The organism is Marinococcus sp. PL1-022, assembly GCF_033845285.1.
Taxonomy (GTDB): domain Bacteria; phylum Bacillota; class Bacilli; order Bacillales; family Marinococcaceae; genus Marinococcus.
The window spans coordinates 435,009-452,312 of the sequence record NZ_JAWXCX010000001.1 but is presented as its reverse complement, the minus strand read 5'-3'; the positions used below and the strand labels follow the sequence as shown (position 1 = coordinate 452,312).

The window sequence follows — 17,304 nt, the reverse complement described above, 5'->3', positions numbered from 1 at the left end:
CTTTTTCATGCTTTTCATTATTATGTCGGTCTTCACTCACCGTTTGAATGCCTGGTCCTTTTCGTCGTTTGATTTCTGTGTCAGCAGTACACTGTACAAAATCGCAAACACCATGCCGCTGAAGCCAATCATTTGAATAATAACACTTTCGAATCCCTGCAGCTGCAGAGTCCCCGTTAAAAACAGAGCGAGAAACGCAACCAACATTGCCACAGCCCATATAATTGGCTCCTTCATCGTTATCCCTCCATTTTCTCCCCTAAGTGGAGATAGGTTATCTATATCATAATAAACTTCCCCTCCTTTTCCCATCCATCTGTAAAGTTATCTCCCACACTAATTTTTTCATTTGTCAGAAATAACTTTTATTCGCCATCGCTGTTACATTGAAACAATCCACTATTCCTAGTATGATAGTGGATAGTCCTTGTTAGATAGACATTTGTATATGTAGAGAAAAATACCCGTGCTGCGTATGGAGCACGCGAACCGTCATGCACATTGTCTGCGACGAAACTTCATGAGAGAGGGTCATAGCGATGGGAAAAACAGAAAAAGATTTACGAAACCGCAGTAAAGCCATCAGCGAAGGAGCAAACCGGGCTCCAAACCGGGCGATGCTTCGTGCCGTCGGCTTTACGGACGACGACTTTAAAAAACCGATGATTGGCATTGCAAGTACGTGGAGCGAGGTTACTCCGTGTAACGTACATATCGACAATCTTGCACGCCACGCAAAGCAGGGAGCATCCACCAACGGAGGTGCGCCGCTCATTTTCAACACGATCACCGTCTCTGACGGAATCGCAATGGGACATGAAGGCATGCATTACTCTCTTCCAAGCCGTGAAATTATTGCTGACTCAATCGAAACTGTCACCAATGCAGAGCGTCTCGACGGGGTCGTCGCGATCGGCGGCTGCGATAAAACGACACCGGGCTGTGTGATTTCTCTGGCCCGTATGAATATCCCTTCCGTGTATGTTTATGGTGGAACTATTCAGCCTGGCAAACTAAACGGCAAAGACATTGATATTGTGTCCTCCTTCGAGGCTGTCGGCCAGCACCAGACCGGCCAGATCAGCGACGAAGAACTTCATCAGGTGGAATGCAACGCCTGCCCGGGCGCCGGTGCCTGCGGCGGCATGTATACAGCCAACACGATGGCTGCTGCGGTAGAAGCGCTTGGCATGAGCATTCCCGGTTCTTCCTCCACGCCTGCGATTTACGAATACAAGGAAACCGAGTGCAGGCAGGCCGGGGAATTAACCATCGAGCTGCTTGAAAATAATATCCTTCCAAAGGATATTATGACGAAAAAGGCGTTCGAAAATGCCATTACGGTTGTTATGGCCCTTGGCGGCTCCACTAACGCATTTTTACACCTTCTCGCGATTGCTCATTCGGCAGACGTGGATCTGTCCTATGACGATTTTGAGCGCGTCCGCCAGAACGTGCCGCATATTGCCGACCTGAAACCGAGCGGCAAGTATGTCATGCAGGACCTTTATGAAATTGGCGGGGTACCGGCAGTCATGAAGCTTCTCCATGAGGAAGGACTGCTGCACGGTGACTGCCTTACGGTAACGAGCAAGACGCTTGCAGAAAACCTTGACGCTGTACCTTCCCTGAAGGAGGGGCAGGAAGTTATCCGCCCTCTGGCTGAACCGTTCAAAAAAACCGGCCCGCTTGTCGTTTTAAAAGGAAACGTCGCACCGGAAGGCTCTGTGATCAAGCTGTCCGGCCAGAAGATCAGCCGGTTCGAGGGTACAGTAAAAGTATTTAACAGCGAAGAATCGGCCACAAAGGCCATCATGGACGGGGACATTGTTGAGGGCGACGTACTCGTTATCCGTTACGTCGGCCCACAGGGCGGCCCGGGCATGCCGGAGATGCTTTCTGTTACTTCCATGATCGTCGGCCGCGGCCTCGGCGGTAAGGTAGCTCTTATGACAGACGGTCGCTTTTCCGGCGGATCGCACGGCTTCGTTATTGGGCACGTAGCGCCTGAAGCAAGCGTTGGTGGACCAATCGGCCTGCTTGAGAACGGCGACACTATCTCCATTGACAGTGACACGCAGGAGATCAACCTCCACATTTCCGACGAAGAGTTTGAAAGACGCCGGAACGCCTGGCAGGCGCCGGACCTTCCGGAAAAACGCGGAGCTCTTGCCAAATACGCCAAACTCGTTTCTTCCAGTGCTAAAGGTGCAGTTACAGACGCAGATTTATAAATTTTACGGGAGCTGCCTCTTCAGGCAGTTCTCTTTCTTTTTAGTAGTTTTTTTACGGACTCTTGAGTTTCCAACAATTTATGGTAAATTATGAAGGTACTGAATTCTACGTTTGATACATATACAGCACAGGCACGAAAGGAGGAACCTATGTCCAAAAAACCAAGGCCGAGTTCGGGCCGTACATTTGCAGCCATTGTAGCCGTTATAGCTGTGATTTTGCTAGCTATTATTCTTGTCGGGAATTTCAGCGGCGGCAGCAGTAATAATTCCGGCGGGGGCAGCGGAGAAAATCTTGATACAAGCGGCCAGCCGCTTAAAGGGGACGAGGAGGCCCCGGTAACGGTCGTTGAATTCGGGGACTATAAATGCCCAGCGTGTAAAAATTTTCATGAATCTGTTGCTCCTGAAATCGAATCCCAGTTTATCGATTCCGGCGATGCCACTTTCCATTACGTGCATTACCCATTTCTAAGTGAAGATTCCACGACAGCTGCAGAATTCAGTGAAGCCGTCTACGGTGAACTCGGGGATGAAGCCTTCTGGAATTTCCATGATACGTTGTTTGCCAATCAGCCGCAGAACGAAAGCGGCAACTACTTTGACCAGGAGCGTCTGACGGAGCTGCTCCAGCAGACTGCTTCCGAAGAAGAAGTAACAACAGTGGTCGAGGCTTTTGAAAACGGCACCTATGAAGAAAACGTGGAAAATGACCGTTCCATGGCCGAAGACCTTGGTGTAAACAGCACACCTTCCGTATTTGTGAACGGAGAATTGTTTGAAGGTGACAGCTACCAGGAGCTGCTCGACATGATTGAAGAAGAGGCAGGGGAATAGCGTCTATGGAACGTTGGTTAAGTGCGGCCTGGCTGGTGGCCATTATCGCGACGCTCGGCAGCTTATCGTTCAGCGAAATTTTAGGGTACACCCCATGCGAGCTTTGCTGGTACCAGCGCATTCTTATGTACCCGCTCGCTGTTATTTTAGGCATTGCTGTATTTCGCGGGGAGCGGCAGGTCATATGGTATGCGCTTCCTCTTGCAGTCCCCGGCATGCTGCTTGCTGGTTACCATTACCTGTATCAGAAGCTTCCGGTGCTGCAGCATGCAACGGAATGCACCGGGACGGTTTCCTGCTCCGATCAATCCGCGCAGTGGCTCGGGTTCATTACTATCCCTTTTCTTTCATTTACGGCATTTTTAATTATTTCCATCGCTCTTTTGGTTATCGCTGTAAGCAAAAAATAGTCACATGCCATCATCAGGCACGTGACTATTTTTTATTGTTCTTCGGACGAAGCCACTGCTTCTTCAATTTCTGTAATCATCTCATCCATCGACTGCAGACCACCGCCGGATAGGTACCAGTATTCCGGATCCAAATAATGAATATTATCATTCTGAGCTGCCTGTGTTTTGTTTACAATATCGTTGTCAAGCGTTTCAGCAGCTGTCTGCTCTTCTCCGCCCTGACTGACTACCGCACTGCGATCCACTACGAAGAGGTGCTCTGGATCTTCTTCGGCTAAGTATTCAAAGGAAGCACTCTGTCCGTGTGTGGATGCTTCGATATTTTCATCCGCTGCCGGTACACCGAACACATCATGAATAAGCCCGAAGCGGGAGCCTTCACCGTAAACACTCAAGGAACCGTCATTTACAAGCGTCACCAGAGACGGTCCTACATCTTCAGTCGTTTCCTTTAAATCGTCAATGCGGGTATGAAGCTCGTCTACCTTCTCCTGTACCTGCTCTTCTTTTTGGAAAATCTCCCCCACCATTTCCATATTGCTGTCAAACGACTCCATGTAATTTTCTGTATCCACTGCTGTATAAACAGTTGGGGCAATCTCACTCAATTCTTCGTAGGCCTCGCTCTGACGCCCTGAAATGATAATCACATCGGGCTCCATTGCATTAATTGCTTCAAAATCGGGTTCTTTTAAGCTTCCAATGTTTTCGTATTCATCGCTGCTGTAATCATCCAGGTACGAAGGAAGCGATTCCTGGGCTACACCATTTACACCTACATTAAGCTCATCCAGCGTTTCGAGCATTTCGTAATTAAATACGACAACATTTTCCGGATCTTCAGGCACCGTTGTTTCCCCCAGTTCATGCTCTACGGTCACTTCACCACTACTTTTCTCTCCCTTATCTTCACTGGTTTTTTCTTCGCTGGAGCTGCCGCTGTTTTCGCCCTCCGCAGTTGATGATTCTGAATTATCGGCTCCGCATGCAGCAATAAAAGCTGTTCCCAGTACTGCGGTTGACGCAAGCATCCATTTGTTCTTTTTCATTTTTCTATTCCCCCTGAATAAGTTGTTTTTTTATTCCCAGCCTGATGTGCTTTGCTTCCTCCTTTTGTTACTCTTTCGCCGTATCAACGGGCTGGCGGCTTTGTTTACGTAAAGTAAACACAGATTTTCTGGTCGTTAATACGACAGATCGGCATATCCATTTCGTAGATATCTGTGAGCACTTCTGATGCCATCATCTCTTCGGTTGTGCCCTGGGCCACGATGTGCCCATTTTTCAAAGCGACAATGTCATCGGAGTAACAGGAAGCGAAATTGATGTCATGAATAACCAGGAGAACAGTTTTGCCCATGTCTTTCACTAAACGCCGGAGCACTTTCATAATCTGCACGGAGTGCTTCATATCCAGATTGTTCAGCGGCTCATCGAGCAGAATATAATCGGTGTCCTGAGCAATCACCATTGCAATAAAGGCCCGCTGCCGCTGGCCGCCGCTCAGCTGGTGAATAAAAGAATCCTGCATGCTTTTAAGCTCCATATAATCAATAGCCTGATCCACATGCTCCCAGTCTTCCGCGCTCAGGCGTCCCTGAGAATAGGGAAACCGGCCAAAAGAGATTAATTCACGGACGGTCAGCCGGGCATTCATTTCGTTGGACTGTTTTAAGATCGCCAGTTTCTTCGCGAGCTCCCGGCTTTTTGTTTTCGTAATGTCTTTATCCCCGATTCTCACTTCGCCCGCGTCCTTGGCGATTAAACGACTGATCATAGCAAGCAACGTACTTTTACCAGCACCGTTTGGCCCGATGAATGAGGTAATCTGCCCCTGTTTAATTGTCACGGATACATCGTTTACGACCGGTGTTTCATCATACTTTTTTGTGACATTCATTACTTGGACCATGCTTTGTTCCCCCTTAATAACAGATAGATAAAGTAAATGCCTCCGATAAAGTTCACAATGACGCTGATTGCTGTGTTAAAACCAAGCACCCGCTCAACAAGCAGCTGGCCGCCGATTAAAAACGCTGCAGCTGCAAGTGCAGCGGCTGCAAGCAGCACGCTGTGCCGGTAATCCTTCATCATTTCATAAGCGACGTTAGCTACAAGCAGGCCTAAAAACGTAATCGGCCCGACAAGCGCGGTGGCAATGGAAATAAACAAAACCACAATGACAAGCAGCCGCTTCACCGCATACTTATATGGCACTCCCAGGTTCACCGCCTGGTCCTTTCCGAGGGAAAGAACGTTCAAATATTTCATAAAAGACAAGGAGTAAATAAACAGCAGCACAAACACCACTACAGAAATGCCGAGAATGCTTGAGTTCACATTATTAAAGCTTGCAAACATATTATCCTGAATCGTCAAAAACTCATCTGGTGATATGAGGACCTGTAAAAACGTAGAAATACTGCTAAACAACGTTCCACATACAATTCCGACGAGAAGCAGAAAGAAAATATCCTGCTGCTCCCCCTGAAACAAAAAGTAGTAAAGAATAACGGCAAACCCGAGCATCAGGGCAAGTGAGACAAAAAAGTTCAGTGGTCCGTTAATTACAATTGCGGACGTAGAACCGAAAAAGAATACAAGCGCTGTCTGCAGCAAAATATACAACGAATCAAGACCGATAATACTAGGTGTTAAAATCCGGTTATTCGTAATCGTTTGAAAAATGACAGTGGAAAAGGCAATCGCACCGCCGGTCATTACCATCGCAAGAAGCTTCTCTGCCCGGTGCTGCAAAACATAGTCCCAGTTGCCTCCTGCATCTGTAAACATAAAGATAACGGCGAGGATCAGCGAAAAAACAGCCAGTCCTATAATCTTCCAATTAAAACGCATATTTCTTCCTCCTCATCAGCATATAGAGGAATAAGAAACTGCCAAGCACGCCTACGGTTAAGCCTATAGGCACCTCATACGGAAAAACAATCAGGCGGCCAAAAATATCACAAACCAGCACAAACACAGCTCCAAGCAGCGCGGTATGAATCAGCGTTTTCTGGAGGTTGTCTCCCAGGTAGATTGCCACAATATTTGGTACTACCAGGCCTAAAAACGGGATGGTTCCCACTGTTAATATAACGACTGCGGTCACAGCGGCAACGATGGTGATGCCCAAATTGACGACTGTACGGTAATTCAACCCAAGATTCACCGCAAATTCTTGTCCCATGCCGGCGATCGTAAACCGGCCAGCAAATATGTAAGATATTAGAATCAGTGGCAGACTGACGTACAGAAGCTCATACTGGCCATTTACAATTAGTGAAAAATCCCCCTGCAGCCAGGCTGACATATTTTGCACGACATCATATCTCAAGGCAAAAAACGTCGTCACCGAGCCTACAATATTTCCAAACATCAGCCCCACCAATGGTATAAAGATGGGATCTTTAAATTTCACACGCTCCAAAATAGTCATAAAAACAAACGTACCGAGAAGTGCAAATAAAAAAGCTACACCGGTCCGGAGCAGCGGTGAAGCTCCTCCGAACCAGATCATGGCCACTAAAATACCAAACCGGGCCGAATCCATCGTGCCGGCTGTGGTAGGGGAAACAAACCGGTTCCGGCTCAGCTGCTGCATGATTAATCCGCAGATGGCCATCCCCATGCCGGCCATAATAATACTGAGGAGCCGTGGTATCCGGCTCGCTGTCAATGTGCGCCACTCGTCTTCATTTCCTGCCATCAGTCCCTGAAACGACACTGTCTGGACGCCAATAAACAGGGAGGTCGCCGAAAGAAGAACGAGAAGTACAAGTAAGTACCACCATTTCATCTGTAAACACTTCATTTCCGCGGATTAATACACTGGATCGCTTCTAATTGTTAATGATATTCATTATCAATTACACTTTTTATTTTATCATTACCTTTTTAAATGTCAATTCATCTTTTTCTTCTCTCCTAAATTTTTAATGAATGACAAAAAACCGGGCCGCCTTTTCAGGCAGACCGGCTTTTTACATGCTTTTAGGATGGAAGTGATACTTTATCCATGAAGGCCGAGAAAGCATAGGAATCTTCATTGTAGGTGTATAAAAACATAGATCCTGAAACGGCCGTCCGGTAGGAAATGTTTTCCCATCCCCCATTTTCAGTCACTTCCTGCTGAAATTGTTCTTCTGCCTCTGCAGCCGCTTCCTGGGAATCGAATTCATAAACCGCTACTTTCGTTTCCGTGCTGTCTTCCACCCACACCCTGCTTTCCTGGTTCATTGATACCGGGGCTGCAGGATTTTCGTCTGTCTTCTGCATGGAAAGCCCGTTGCTTTCAAGCTCCGTGATCCATTGTTCTGCTCCCTCTGCCTCGTTTCCACAGGCAGATGCAAACAGCAGCATGCCAGCTGCTGCCACTGCTGCCATCCTTTGGAATAGACGCATCACAGATCCTCCTCCCATCAAAAGCTTAATACAGTTGACGTTAAGTATGTATATGTTTATTCTAACAGGGTTTTCCAGTTGAAACATTATTCCCATTATTTTTTTGCACATTTTTATGCCTTTGTTACAATAGAGAGCAGCATGAAAGGAGCGAATGAATAATGACCGCGAATAATCGCATTGAATCCAAAGACTCTTTTGAGGAGACTATACAAACAGAAACACCGGTAGCAGTAGAATTTTCAGCTGGTTGGTGTCCGGACTGCCGGAGGCTCGATATGTTCATGGACGATGTACTGAACCGTTTTGACGGCGTCCCGTTTCATAAAATTGATACCGAACAGCTGCCAGACATTACAAGCGAACAGGAAGTAATGGGCATACCGAGTATTCTTGTATTCCAAAACGGGGAAAAAATCGGCCATCTGCACAGCGCAGACGCTAAAACCCCGGGTCAGGTTAGTGACTTTTTCTCCAAATATTACTAAAGCAAATAAACAAGAAGCTGTTTCCCTTTCCCGGAAACAGCTTCTCATTTATTTATCCAGGATATCTACAACAAATTGCGACCATGTCTCGAGCCGTTCATAGGTCTCCGGCTGGGAAAGCTCATCCACGCTCGTCCAGAAGCCGCGGATCTGCTCTGTTTCCTTCACCTTCACGTCCACGTGCTCCGGAAGAACAAACGTGTACAAAATGCCGAGATGTACTTCACCGACAGCGTTATTGTCATCATTAATCAATCCAAGTGCCTGCATTTCCGCTCCTTCCAGAGAAGAAATATGCAGCTCTTCTTCAAGTTCACGATCGGCATTTGTATGCAGCAGCTCCTGAAATGTCGAGACGCCTGCTTCAGCATTCATATGCCCTCCGAACCCGAGGGACAATTTGTTATGCAGCCTTCCTTCTCCTCCGCCGGCCAGCCGTTCATACGCAAATAACTCTTCCCCCCTGCGGATCACCACGTAGGGGATCGGCTGTTTCCAGGACGGATCTTCTTCGGCGTCCCCTCTTCTTTTTTCCGTATATGTATCTGCAATCGTTCCAAGTATTTCCTGAATCTGCCCCTGCTCATCCTGCACCCCGTGAAACGTGCGGGCTTCGCGTGCAAATACCTGCTCTCTTGGTGCCACTACAATCATTTCATCCATTTTTCCCATATTGTTCACCTCTTTGTGATGTTCATCTGTGTTTTATTATAGCGGAACTTTTTTTAATACACATTAAAAAAGCCAGGCAGATGCCCGGCTTTTTTGTTAATCAAAAATGAAATCTTCGTCCCGGACCGGCTCCACCGTTGCTTTTTTGTAGCCGTTTCCTTTCATCGAGAAGAAATCATGGGATTTTGTTTTCGTATCCATGCCGTTTAATACAATCGGGTTAATTTCTTCCTCTTCAAAATACGCATCCAGACCCAGGTTCATCAATGCTTTGTTCGCATTGTACCGAAGGAACTTTTTCACGTCGGAGGTCAGTCCTACCGGGTCATAAAGCTGCTCCGTATAAAGCAGTTCATTATCATACAGCTCCATGAGCAGGTCGTGAGCGAATTCCCGCAGCTCTTCCTGCTTTTCCGGTGTCTGGCGCTTGTAAATTTCCTGTGCCAGAAGACCAACGTACACGCCGTGAATCGCTTCGTCGCGGATAATCAGGTTAATGATCTCCCCGCTCTGCATGAGCTTGCCCTGGCCGTAGAAATAAAGCGGATAATAAAAGCCGCTGTAGAACAGAAAGCTTTCAAGGTAAACGGAAGCCACCATGGCTTTGTACAGAGAAATTTCGTCCCCGTCCTCGATTTTATTGTACTGCTCCACAATACGGGTAGCTTTTTTCTGCAGGTGCGGATTTTCCTTCACCCATTCAAACAGTTCATTAATTACTTCTGTAGAAGCAAGCGTCATGAAAATGTTCGAATAGGATTTCGCGTGCACCGCGTTTTCCATCATTGCCATAAAGTTTAATACTGCTTTGCGCTGGTGGCCTTCCACCTGCTCAGCAACCTTTGGCATACCGACATTTCCCTGCTCTGTATCAAGCAGGGTCAAACCGGCGAGCACCTTCATATACGTGTCTTTTTCTTCATCGGATAAATACTTCCAGGTGAGCAGATCCCCGTTGAGTGATATTTCCTCTGGAAGCCAGAATTGTTTTACGTTCTGGCTGTAAAACATCTGCGTAAAGTCGTCGTCTTGTTTTGACCAGTCGGCTGCGTCAAATATTTGATTCATGGGGTGGTGCTCCTTTCTTTACACGACGCAGGAAAGGCAGTCGTCCTGTCCTGTGTCTTTTGTCCGTGCGTAGTAAATCGTCTTGATGCCTTTATAGTGGGCGTAAAGATCAATACGGTTCAGATCTCTTGTAGTGATGGTGTCACGTACAAAGAGAGTAAAGCTGATGCCCTGATCGATGTGTTCCTGAATAGCTGCGATCATATCCACCACGTTGAACATATCCATGTCATACGCTGCTTTGTAGAAGAACCAGTTATCCGGAGCGAGACCCGGCATTGGGTAATACGTTTTCGAGTTGCCGTACGTCCGTTCTTCAATGCGCTCCATGATCGGCATAACAGAAGCTGTGGCCGACTGGACATAGGAAATGGAGCCGGTCGGTGCGATCGCCAGGCGGTAGCTGTGGAACAATCCGTGCGTCTGAACCTGCTCCATCAGCTCTTTCCAGTCTTCCGCGTCCGGCATGGCCATGCCTTCAAACAGGCCGGCAATTTTAGCCGAGGACGGAAGGTAGGAACGGTTCAGGTACTTATCAAAGTAGGAGCCGTCTGCATAGCTGGAGCCTTCGAAGCCGTAGAACGTTTCCCCTGTCTCTTTGGCAAGCTCCATCGAACGCTGGATGGAATAGAAGTTCACAGCCATAAAGAAGAAATCAGCGAATTCCCGTGCTTCCTCGCTTTCGTAGGCGATATGGTTCTGCGCCAGGAAGCCGTGCAGGTTCATCGCCCCGAGACCGATGGATTTCATCATCTGGTTGCCGCGGCGCACAGCCGGAGCATTCGTAATGTTGGTGTGCGTCGCTACGTGAGTCAGCGAATCGGTGGCGAGCTTCACTGTATCCTTGATTGTTTTGTGCTTCATGACATTGGCAATGTTTAGCGAGCCAAGGTTACAGGAAATATCGAGTCCAACTTCGTCTTCCTCGCCGTAATCTGTATAGCTTGATACCTCAGATGCCTGAAGAACTTCAGAGCAAAGGTTGGAAAATTTCACTTTGGACACGTTGTTCAACGCATGCGCGCGGTTCACGTTATCCTGGAACATCAGATACGGATATCCGGATTCCGAACGGAGAATCGCCAGCTTTTCAAGCATGCGGCGGGCGTTGACCTTGTCCTTTTTCACGCGCTCGTCCTCGACGAGCTTATCGTACATTTCGCTCATATCCATCTCGTCAAGATGTTCGCCGTACGCCCGGTAAACGGTATGCGGATAGAACAGGTACATGTCTTTATCCTGGCGGGCCAGTTCAACGAACTTGTCCGGAATCACGACCCCGATCGACAATGTTTTAACACGCACATCCTCATCAGCCGAAATTTTCTTGGAATCCAGGAAGTCGTGAATATCCCGGTGAAAAATGTTTAAATATGCCGCGCCGGAGCCCTGGCGCTGTCCCATCTGGTCTGCGTAACGAAAAGCATTGTCGAGCAGCTTCATTACGCCGACGACGCCTTTTGTTGCGTTTTCCACATCTTTAATGGCTTCGCCCTTCGCCCGGAGCTTCGATAGGTTCAGCGATACACCGCCGCCTACCTTGGACAGCTGCATGGAAATATCAACAGCCCGGGAGATGTCATTTAAAGAGTCGTTCACCTCAAGCAGGAAGCAGCTGACTAATTCTCCGCGCCGTTTTCTGCCGGCATTCAGGAACGTCGGGGTGCTTGGCTGGTAATCCTGGCTCATCATCATTTCTGCAAAGTGCTCAGCTTTCTCTGCATTTCCATTGCCGAAATAAAGGGCCACGACAGCCACCCGGTCTTCAAAGCGCTCAAGGATCATTTTCTGATCATTGGTTTTCAGCGCATAATCATTGTAAAATTTAAACGCGCTCATGAATGACGGAAAACGGAATTTCTTTTCATAGCAAAGATTGTAGACGCGCTCAATTTCTTCAAATGAATACGCCTCGAGGAATTCTTTTTCATAAAAGTCATTTTCAAGCAGATAGTCGAGCTTTTCTTTCAGATCGTGAAAGAAAACAGTGTGCTGGTTGACGTATTGAATGAAGTATTGATAAACGGCTTCTTTGTCTTTTTCAAATTGAAAGGACCCATCCTTTTGGAACATGATTTCATTGTTTAACTGGATCCAGTCGGTGGTTTGTGTTTGTTGCAACTTTCATCGCCTCCTCTGCGAAAATGGACACATCGTTTTTGGTTCCGCTCAGTTCAAATTTATGAAGTATAGGAACGTTGTAGTTAACTGCAATCTGGTTGGCGCTTTTGGCAAAATTGTCTCCCCATACTTTGTTTCCACTCGAAGCCACCGCAAGAAGCTGCTCTGCATGGTCTTCAAGAAACGCTTCTGTGGATTCCGGGATATTTCCAAATCCCTTCGTATAGGTGATAAGGATAAACGGTTCATCGATTTGCTCCGCTTCATTCAGACTGTACACCCGGTCAAACGGGATTTTTTCTGCAAAACGCTTCACGTTGCCCGTCATAGAATCAAAAATGATCGGTATCACCGAATCCCCTCCTTTATTTCTAAAATGTACGAACGTGTGTACATCATTCTTATACCACTACTATATATGGTGTAATCTTCTTTTTCAACATACATGATATAGATATTTTTCGTTTTATCCTCTTGACAATTAAAATCTCTGCCATACTTCCTTATACTCCGCGATTCTACCCTTATAATTGTGCACATTTTCTGACAGAAAAAATTTCAGTAAGTAAGACCTGCTTCTATATCTAGTCGTTTATAAAAACCATAGAAGGACTGCAATACTACATACAGATATAAAATTTCCCCGGCAATTGTTTGCGGCAGAATAATTTTCGGTAAATTCTTGATACTTTCAGCTTACAGCAAAAGCGGCAGCGCACAGAGTGCAAACAAAAGCAGCCCGCACCTGCGCGGACTGCCTTTCCATATTTCATCACCTTTTCAGGGGTGTTTTACCGTTCCTTCAATTGCACAAGCTCGTTAACGATCCAGTAGGGATCCGGACGGGCCGCTTCCCAGACAGAGGCTGCCACCGTGCCATCCTGATCAATGACATAGGTTATATCTGCAGGACAATACGAATAGTAGCCGGTCTTTCGCAGAGCTGCTTTAACCTCCGGAACGTCCTGAAGCAGATAATCCCGGCAGGAAATGCACGCATTATACCAGGAGGCTGCCACAGCATTTGTATCTGCAAGCATTTTTCCCGTAAAAGATATATGCTTCAGCTCCTCCTGCAGCGCGGATACCTGCTCACCAGCAGCGACTACGACCTGGGCACCCATCTGCCTCAGCAAGGGGGAAGCTTCCTGGTAGCTCCGCAGCCGTTCTGTTTCTGCATGTATCCACCCGCCAAAGCAGAACAGAAGCACTACAGGCCCCTGGAGGAGGAGCTGGTTTAACGTAACGTTTTCTCCGTTCATGCCGGGCAGCGAGAACCCCGGCGCGCGCGCTCCTATTCTAAGTCCTGGGCAGGCTCCCGGCCGCTTTTCCTGATGCCATTCATTCCATAGGATGTGTTTTGCCCGGTGCAGCTGCGAATTCAGCACCTTTTCCCTCAGTAGTGCCATTCCTGCAAGACTCCTTTCGGATCCCAATCGTCTGCTTTTCTTAGTTTTTAATCATCATCGTTGTCGTCTCTATCATCATCGTTGTCGTCATGTTCGTCTTCAATATCTTTGGAAGCGATCGTACCGTCTGCATCATTTATGAAGAAATCGCCTTCCTGTTCATTCGTTTCTATCGAGAGCTCATAACCACTTTTTTCACGGTCGAGCTCCCATTCGTTTAGTTCTCCGGACACTTCACCCATCCCCGAAGCCACAATATCCTCTAAACTAACACTGTCCCCGTCCTGAACCAGCGGCTCTTCATTTTCCTTGTCGCCTTCATTTTCTTTTTGAATCACGTCGCCGGAGAATGCAGCTACTTCAACATCATATTCCTGCTCTCCTTCAACCTCTATGTCATACTTCTGGTCTTCCATATCCAGCTGCAGCTCCACCGCTTTACCATTTGTTTCCTTTTCAGCAATCATTACAGCTTCATCAGCGGTGATTCTTTCCTTGTCGTTTCCGGCGCTGTTACTTTCCTTGCTTCCTGCGGCTGTTTCCTCAGAAGATGGAACGGAGGACGTTTCCGCCTCCACGCCTCCAGAAGCATAAATTCCTGCGCCAATTACGGCTCCAAGTGCTGTGACCCCCGCCAGACTGCCAGCAATCATTTTTCCCTTCATGGTCATTTCCCCCTTTATTTGTTGTTACACCCTTACTATAAAGCTCTGATATGAGAATCTCCCTATAGGAAAATGAGAAATTGATGAGAAATACATAAATAGCTTATAAAAAGCATATAAATAAAAAAAGCCACCCGGAATAATCCAGGCAGCCTCTGCCATTTTAATCATCCCAGGTGACTGATAATATTTCCCCGGTAATACCGTGTACCTGCACCGTAGCTTCTTCGTCCTCCTGCTCGATCTCCACGTAGTAAAACGGTTCTCCAGCGTCAGAGGTTTCAAAATCAACATCATCAACCTCGCCGTCTATCTCTTCCACGGCTACATCTGCAGCCTCCTGTTCACTTAACACTGTCTCAGGGGGGTCTTCGCGGTCTCCCTGTTCCTTTTCTTCTAAAACATCTCCTGACCTGGCATCAATGATCAGTTCTTCCAATGCTTCACCTTCTGGAAATTCCACTACATACACAGCCGTGCCTTTTCGTGTGTCCCGTCCGATTTCCTCAATAGCTAAATCAGTTTCCTCCTGTGTTCGGACCCGCACTTCTTCTTCTGTCAGTACTTCTGTATTATTTGTGCTGTTTTCGGCTACCCGGGTGACGCTTGTGACCGCACCGTCTTCAGCGTCCACCCCCAGCTGGTACGTCCCCCGGTCAAGCTCAGCCGTTACCTCATAGGCGCCGTCTTGTTTTTCAATATTGGTGATCTCCCCCTGATACTGCTCCTGCACAGCCTGTTCAATTTCCTCCGGCGACATTTCCGGGGTGAAATAAGACGAAAACCACCAGATTCCAAAAGCGGCCGCTCCGAGGCCGGCCAGCAGCACGAAAAAAACGATAGCTTTATTCACAGCTGCCCCCCCTCTCTGTTATCACCATTGTAACCGCTCATTCTGAGAAAACGATGAGAACAGAGAGTTTAACCGGCATTCTCTGGAAAAATGAGCCGCACTTCCGTACCCTGGCCATAAGTACTTTCTATCGTAATACCTGCTCCGAGCGCTTCCGTGATATCCTTGGCAAGCGATAAACCAAGCCCGTAGCCTCCGCTGGACCGTGTTCTTGACTCGTCGACCCGGTAAAAACGTTCAAAGACGCGTTCAGTGTCTTTCTCCGGAATCCCGATACCACGGTCAATTACAGCGATAACCGGGGCACCTTCCGTTTCGATTTTCACATCTATAACGTCACTGCTGTACTTTCTGGCGTTATCGAGCAGAATGTACAAGAGCTGCTTCACTTTATCAGCGTCAGTCTGAACGATTGCCGTCTTTCCGGAAAAATTAATTTCCCGGTGGTAGCTGCTGCGATAGTTTTGGACAGCGTCTGCTGTTACCGCTTTTAAATCCACCTCTGTCATGTGCATGTTTGCTTTTTCACTATGGCGGGCGAGCAGCAGAAGCTGTTGAGTTAATTCCCTCATCCGTATTGCTTCAGAATGAATCGCCTCTACCGATTCTTCGATAATCTCGGGCCTGGAAGCGCCTCTTCGCTGAAGAAGACTGGCGTATGATTCAATGACCGTCAACGGCGTTTTCAATTCATGCGACGCATTTGATACAAACTGTTCCTGCTTGTGGTAGTTATCTTCGAGCCGTTCAATCATTTCATTAAATGTATCCCCGAGCTGTTCAATTTCATCCTTTGACTTCGACGACGTAGGAATCCGTTTGAATCTGCCGCTTGTTTGAATATCCTGCATTGTTGCTGAAAGTGCTGCAATTGGCCGCAGAATCACTCTTCTTAATAGACGGGCCGAGAGAAATACCGGGATAACAGCTGCGATGGTGGCAATAATCAGGATGACGCGGAGCACTGCCAGCGTTTCTTCTGTCGGACGAAGACTGTCAGTAATCTGAATATTTGCCACCTGCCCGTTTGTCCATATCACCGGCACTGACACAAAGGCGTACCGTTCGCCGTGGTATTGGGCCACCTGAACGTACTCTTCCGAATAGTACTGCACGGACTCCTCCGTTAAGCTTCCTTCAGCCGGAGAGGTCACCGTTGCAGCCCGGGAATCGTCCTGCAGCACAATACTGACCATCCCCTCCGTCGGGGTATAGGCCCTCAGCAGCTGTTCAGCCGAAAAATTGTCTGCGGATTCATTGAACGTAGATGCTGTCTGTCTTGCTTCTTCTACCGTCTGTTCCACTTCACTTCCGATCATCATCCGGGAAAAGGAAAAATAAATGGCAAATACTAAAAGAACGACGATGATAAACACAAGCACCGATGTATATAAATGAATCTTGTTTCCAAGCTTCATGGCGAATCCTTCACAACATAGCCGACGCCGCGGACAGTCTGAATATGTGTGGTACCAAACGGTTTATCAATCTTGTTGCGCAAATAACGAATGTAGACATCAACCACGTTGGTTTCCCCGATGTAATCAAAGCCCCACACCTGCTCTAAAATCTGGTCCCGGGACAGAACCTGCTTTTTGTTTTTCAACAGATAGTAAAGCAGGTCAAACTCTCTGCGGGTCAACTCCACTGGTTTCCCCCCGGCGTATACTTCCCGGGCCGACTCATTCAGCCGTACCTCGCCTGCCGAGAGCCACTGCTCCTCTTCTGCTTCACCTTTTAAAGCCGATTCCGCCTGAAAGCGGAGCGACGAACGTACGCGGGCAAGCAGTTCTTCGATCTGGAATGGCTTTGTAATATAATCATTGGCCCCGAGATCGAGTCCGGAAACTTTATCCTCTACGGAATCTTTAGCAGTCACAAGCAGAACCGCCGTTTTTGTGTTCTGGCTCCGTATCCGCCGCAGCAGCTCAATCCCGCTGATCCCGGGAAGCATAATATCCAGAATAATTAAATCCCACGTCTCTGCCTGATACACAGCTAACCCTTCGAGACCGTCAGAGGCCTTCTGAACATAATAATTTTCATAGGTGAGCTCAAGCTCAAGCACCCGCGCAATTTTTTCTTCATCCTCAACAATCAGTATACGTGCTTGTTCCATTAGGCATCCCTCAGTAAGCTG

19 protein-coding genes are annotated in these 17,304 nt (G+C 47.6%); 4 read left to right on the top strand and 15 right to left on the bottom strand.

From position 1 onward, the window contains the following. Positions 1 to 36 precede the first annotated feature (36 nt). Positions 37 to 237 carry a hypothetical protein gene (locus SIC45_RS02370; RefSeq protein WP_022793919.1) on the bottom strand — a complete coding sequence of 67 codons (201 nt, stop codon included), beginning with the start codon at positions 235 to 237 and terminating at the stop codon, positions 37 to 39. A gap of 302 nt (positions 238 to 539) precedes the next feature. Here SIC45_RS02370 and ilvD point away from each other — a divergent pair, with 302 nt between their 5' ends. From ilvD to SIC45_RS02355, 3 genes are all read left to right on the top strand, one after another. Continuing rightward, positions 540 to 2,234, top strand: coding sequence for a dihydroxy-acid dehydratase (gene ilvD, locus SIC45_RS02365; protein WP_319630940.1), 1,695 nt, complete (start codon positions 540 to 542; stop codon positions 2,232 to 2,234). Positions 2,235 to 2,384: 150 nt separating this feature from the next. Continuing rightward, positions 2,385 to 3,071: a DsbA family protein gene (locus SIC45_RS02360; RefSeq protein WP_319630939.1), complete on the top strand. Its 687-nt coding sequence runs from the start codon at positions 2,385 to 2,387 to the stop codon at positions 3,069 to 3,071. Positions 3,072 to 3,076: 5 nt separating this feature from the next. Beyond that, positions 3,077 to 3,481 carry a disulfide oxidoreductase gene (locus tag SIC45_RS02355; RefSeq protein ID WP_319630938.1) on the top strand — a complete coding sequence of 135 codons (405 nt, stop codon included), beginning with the start codon at positions 3,077 to 3,079 and terminating at the stop codon, positions 3,479 to 3,481. Positions 3,482 to 3,513: 32 nt separating this feature from the next. On the opposite strand, the gene SIC45_RS02350 is transcribed toward SIC45_RS02355, so the two are convergent. The 5 genes from SIC45_RS02350 to SIC45_RS02330 all read right to left on the bottom strand — a co-directional run bounded on the left by SIC45_RS02350 (position 3,514) and on the right by SIC45_RS02330 (position 7,888). Continuing rightward, the gene (locus tag SIC45_RS02350) at positions 3,514 to 4,533 is read right to left on the bottom strand and encodes a siderophore ABC transporter substrate-binding protein (RefSeq protein ID WP_319630937.1); all 1,020 of its coding nucleotides are present in this window, start codon (positions 4,531 to 4,533) and stop codon (positions 3,514 to 3,516) included. Between the two features lie 104 nt (positions 4,534 to 4,637). Continuing rightward, positions 4,638 to 5,396 (bottom strand): ABC transporter ATP-binding protein, encoded by a 759-nt coding sequence (locus SIC45_RS02345; protein ID WP_319630936.1) that lies wholly within the window; start codon positions 5,394 to 5,396, stop codon positions 4,638 to 4,640. After that, entirely contained in the window at positions 5,384 to 6,340 is a 957-nt protein-coding gene (locus SIC45_RS02340; protein ID WP_319630935.1) for an iron chelate uptake ABC transporter family permease subunit, read from the bottom strand. The genes SIC45_RS02345 and SIC45_RS02340 overlap by 13 nt, the downstream gene beginning before the upstream one ends. After that, positions 6,330 to 7,283, bottom strand: coding sequence for an ABC transporter permease (locus SIC45_RS02335; RefSeq protein ID WP_319630934.1), 954 nt, complete (start codon positions 7,281 to 7,283; stop codon positions 6,330 to 6,332). Before SIC45_RS02335 ends, SIC45_RS02340 begins: the two co-directional genes overlap by 11 nt. A 194-nt stretch (positions 7,284 to 7,477) precedes the next feature. Further along, positions 7,478 to 7,888: a hypothetical protein gene (locus tag SIC45_RS02330; RefSeq protein ID WP_298785215.1), complete on the bottom strand. Its 411-nt coding sequence runs from the start codon at positions 7,886 to 7,888 to the stop codon at positions 7,478 to 7,480. Positions 7,889 to 8,049: 161 nt separating this feature from the next. Here SIC45_RS02330 and SIC45_RS02325 point away from each other — a divergent pair, with 161 nt between their 5' ends. Next, positions 8,050 to 8,376 (top strand): thioredoxin family protein, encoded by a 327-nt coding sequence (locus SIC45_RS02325; protein WP_298785214.1) that lies wholly within the window; start codon positions 8,050 to 8,052, stop codon positions 8,374 to 8,376. A 48-nt stretch (positions 8,377 to 8,424) separates the two neighbouring features. On the opposite strand, the gene SIC45_RS02320 is transcribed toward SIC45_RS02325, so the two are convergent. From SIC45_RS02320 to SIC45_RS02280, 9 genes are all read right to left on the bottom strand, one after another. Next, positions 8,425 to 9,048 (bottom strand): hypothetical protein, encoded by a 624-nt coding sequence (locus SIC45_RS02320; protein WP_298785212.1) that lies wholly within the window; start codon positions 9,046 to 9,048, stop codon positions 8,425 to 8,427. A gap of 96 nt (positions 9,049 to 9,144) precedes the next feature. After that, a complete protein-coding gene (gene nrdF, locus SIC45_RS02315; RefSeq protein WP_022793907.1) occupies positions 9,145 to 10,116 on the bottom strand; it encodes a class 1b ribonucleoside-diphosphate reductase subunit beta in 972 nt (323 codons plus the stop codon). A gap of 18 nt (positions 10,117 to 10,134) precedes the next feature. Further along, positions 10,135 to 12,189 (bottom strand): class 1b ribonucleoside-diphosphate reductase subunit alpha, encoded by a 2,055-nt coding sequence (nrdE, locus tag SIC45_RS02310; protein ID WP_298785392.1) that lies wholly within the window; start codon positions 12,187 to 12,189, stop codon positions 10,135 to 10,137. Positions 12,190 to 12,193: 4 nt separating this feature from the next. Next, positions 12,194 to 12,589 (bottom strand): class Ib ribonucleoside-diphosphate reductase assembly flavoprotein NrdI, encoded by a 396-nt coding sequence (nrdI, locus tag SIC45_RS02305; protein WP_079475518.1) that lies wholly within the window; start codon positions 12,587 to 12,589, stop codon positions 12,194 to 12,196. Positions 12,590 to 13,028: 439 nt separating this feature from the next. Further along, complete coding sequence (locus tag SIC45_RS02300) at positions 13,029 to 13,646, bottom strand: redoxin domain-containing protein (RefSeq protein WP_319630933.1); 618 nt, start codon at positions 13,644 to 13,646, stop codon at positions 13,029 to 13,031. 47 nt (positions 13,647 to 13,693) lie between these two features. Beyond that, positions 13,694 to 14,311 (bottom strand): PepSY domain-containing protein, encoded by a 618-nt coding sequence (locus tag SIC45_RS02295; protein ID WP_319630932.1) that lies wholly within the window; start codon positions 14,309 to 14,311, stop codon positions 13,694 to 13,696. A gap of 163 nt (positions 14,312 to 14,474) precedes the next feature. Next, a complete protein-coding gene (locus SIC45_RS02290; protein ID WP_319630931.1) occupies positions 14,475 to 15,164 on the bottom strand; it encodes a PepSY domain-containing protein in 690 nt (229 codons plus the stop codon). A 68-nt stretch (positions 15,165 to 15,232) separates the two neighbouring features. Beyond that, positions 15,233 to 16,582, bottom strand: a complete 1,350-nt coding sequence (locus SIC45_RS02285; RefSeq protein WP_319630930.1) for a HAMP domain-containing sensor histidine kinase — start codon at positions 16,580 to 16,582, stop codon at positions 15,233 to 15,235. After that, the gene (locus tag SIC45_RS02280) at positions 16,579 to 17,283 is read right to left on the bottom strand and encodes a response regulator transcription factor (RefSeq protein ID WP_319630929.1); all 705 of its coding nucleotides are present in this window, start codon (positions 17,281 to 17,283) and stop codon (positions 16,579 to 16,581) included. Before SIC45_RS02280 ends, SIC45_RS02285 begins: the two co-directional genes overlap by 4 nt. Positions 17,284 to 17,304 lie beyond the last annotated feature (21 nt).

Coding starts and splice junctions, on each gene's coding strand:
- SIC45_RS02370 (WP_022793919.1), bottom strand. CDS start 237: ATGAAGGAGCCAATTATATGGGCTGTGGCAATGTTGGTTGCGTTTCTC.
- ilvD (WP_319630940.1), top strand. CDS start 540: ATGGGAAAAACAGAAAAAGATTTACGAAACCGCAGTAAAGCCATCAGC.
- SIC45_RS02360 (WP_319630939.1), top strand. CDS start 2,385: ATGTCCAAAAAACCAAGGCCGAGTTCGGGCCGTACATTTGCAGCCATT.
- SIC45_RS02355 (WP_319630938.1), top strand. CDS start 3,077: ATGGAACGTTGGTTAAGTGCGGCCTGGCTGGTGGCCATTATCGCGACG.
- SIC45_RS02350 (WP_319630937.1), bottom strand. CDS start 4,533: ATGAAAAAGAACAAATGGATGCTTGCGTCAACCGCAGTACTGGGAACA.
- SIC45_RS02345 (WP_319630936.1), bottom strand. CDS start 5,396: ATGGTCCAAGTAATGAATGTCACAAAAAAGTATGATGAAACACCGGTC.
- SIC45_RS02340 (WP_319630935.1), bottom strand. CDS start 6,340: ATGCGTTTTAATTGGAAGATTATAGGACTGGCTGTTTTTTCGCTGATC.
- SIC45_RS02335 (WP_319630934.1), bottom strand. CDS start 7,283: ATGAAATGGTGGTACTTACTTGTACTTCTCGTTCTTCTTTCGGCGACC.
- SIC45_RS02330 (WP_298785215.1), bottom strand. CDS start 7,888: ATGCGTCTATTCCAAAGGATGGCAGCAGTGGCAGCAGCTGGCATGCTG.
- SIC45_RS02325 (WP_298785214.1), top strand. CDS start 8,050: ATGACCGCGAATAATCGCATTGAATCCAAAGACTCTTTTGAGGAGACT.
- SIC45_RS02320 (WP_298785212.1), bottom strand. CDS start 9,048: ATGGGAAAAATGGATGAAATGATTGTAGTGGCACCAAGAGAGCAGGTA.
- nrdF (WP_022793907.1), bottom strand. CDS start 10,116: ATGAATCAAATATTTGACGCAGCCGACTGGTCAAAACAAGACGACGAC.
- nrdE (WP_298785392.1), bottom strand. CDS start 12,189: ATGTTCCAAAAGGATGGGTCCTTTCAATTTGAAAAAGACAAAGAAGCC.
- SIC45_RS02300 (WP_319630933.1), bottom strand. CDS start 13,646: ATGGCACTACTGAGGGAAAAGGTGCTGAATTCGCAGCTGCACCGGGCA.
- SIC45_RS02295 (WP_319630932.1), bottom strand. CDS start 14,311: ATGAAGGGAAAAATGATTGCTGGCAGTCTGGCGGGGGTCACAGCACTT.
- SIC45_RS02285 (WP_319630930.1), bottom strand. CDS start 16,582: ATGAAGCTTGGAAACAAGATTCATTTATATACATCGGTGCTTGTGTTT.
- SIC45_RS02280 (WP_319630929.1), bottom strand. CDS start 17,283: ATGGAACAAGCACGTATACTGATTGTTGAGGATGAAGAAAAAATTGCG.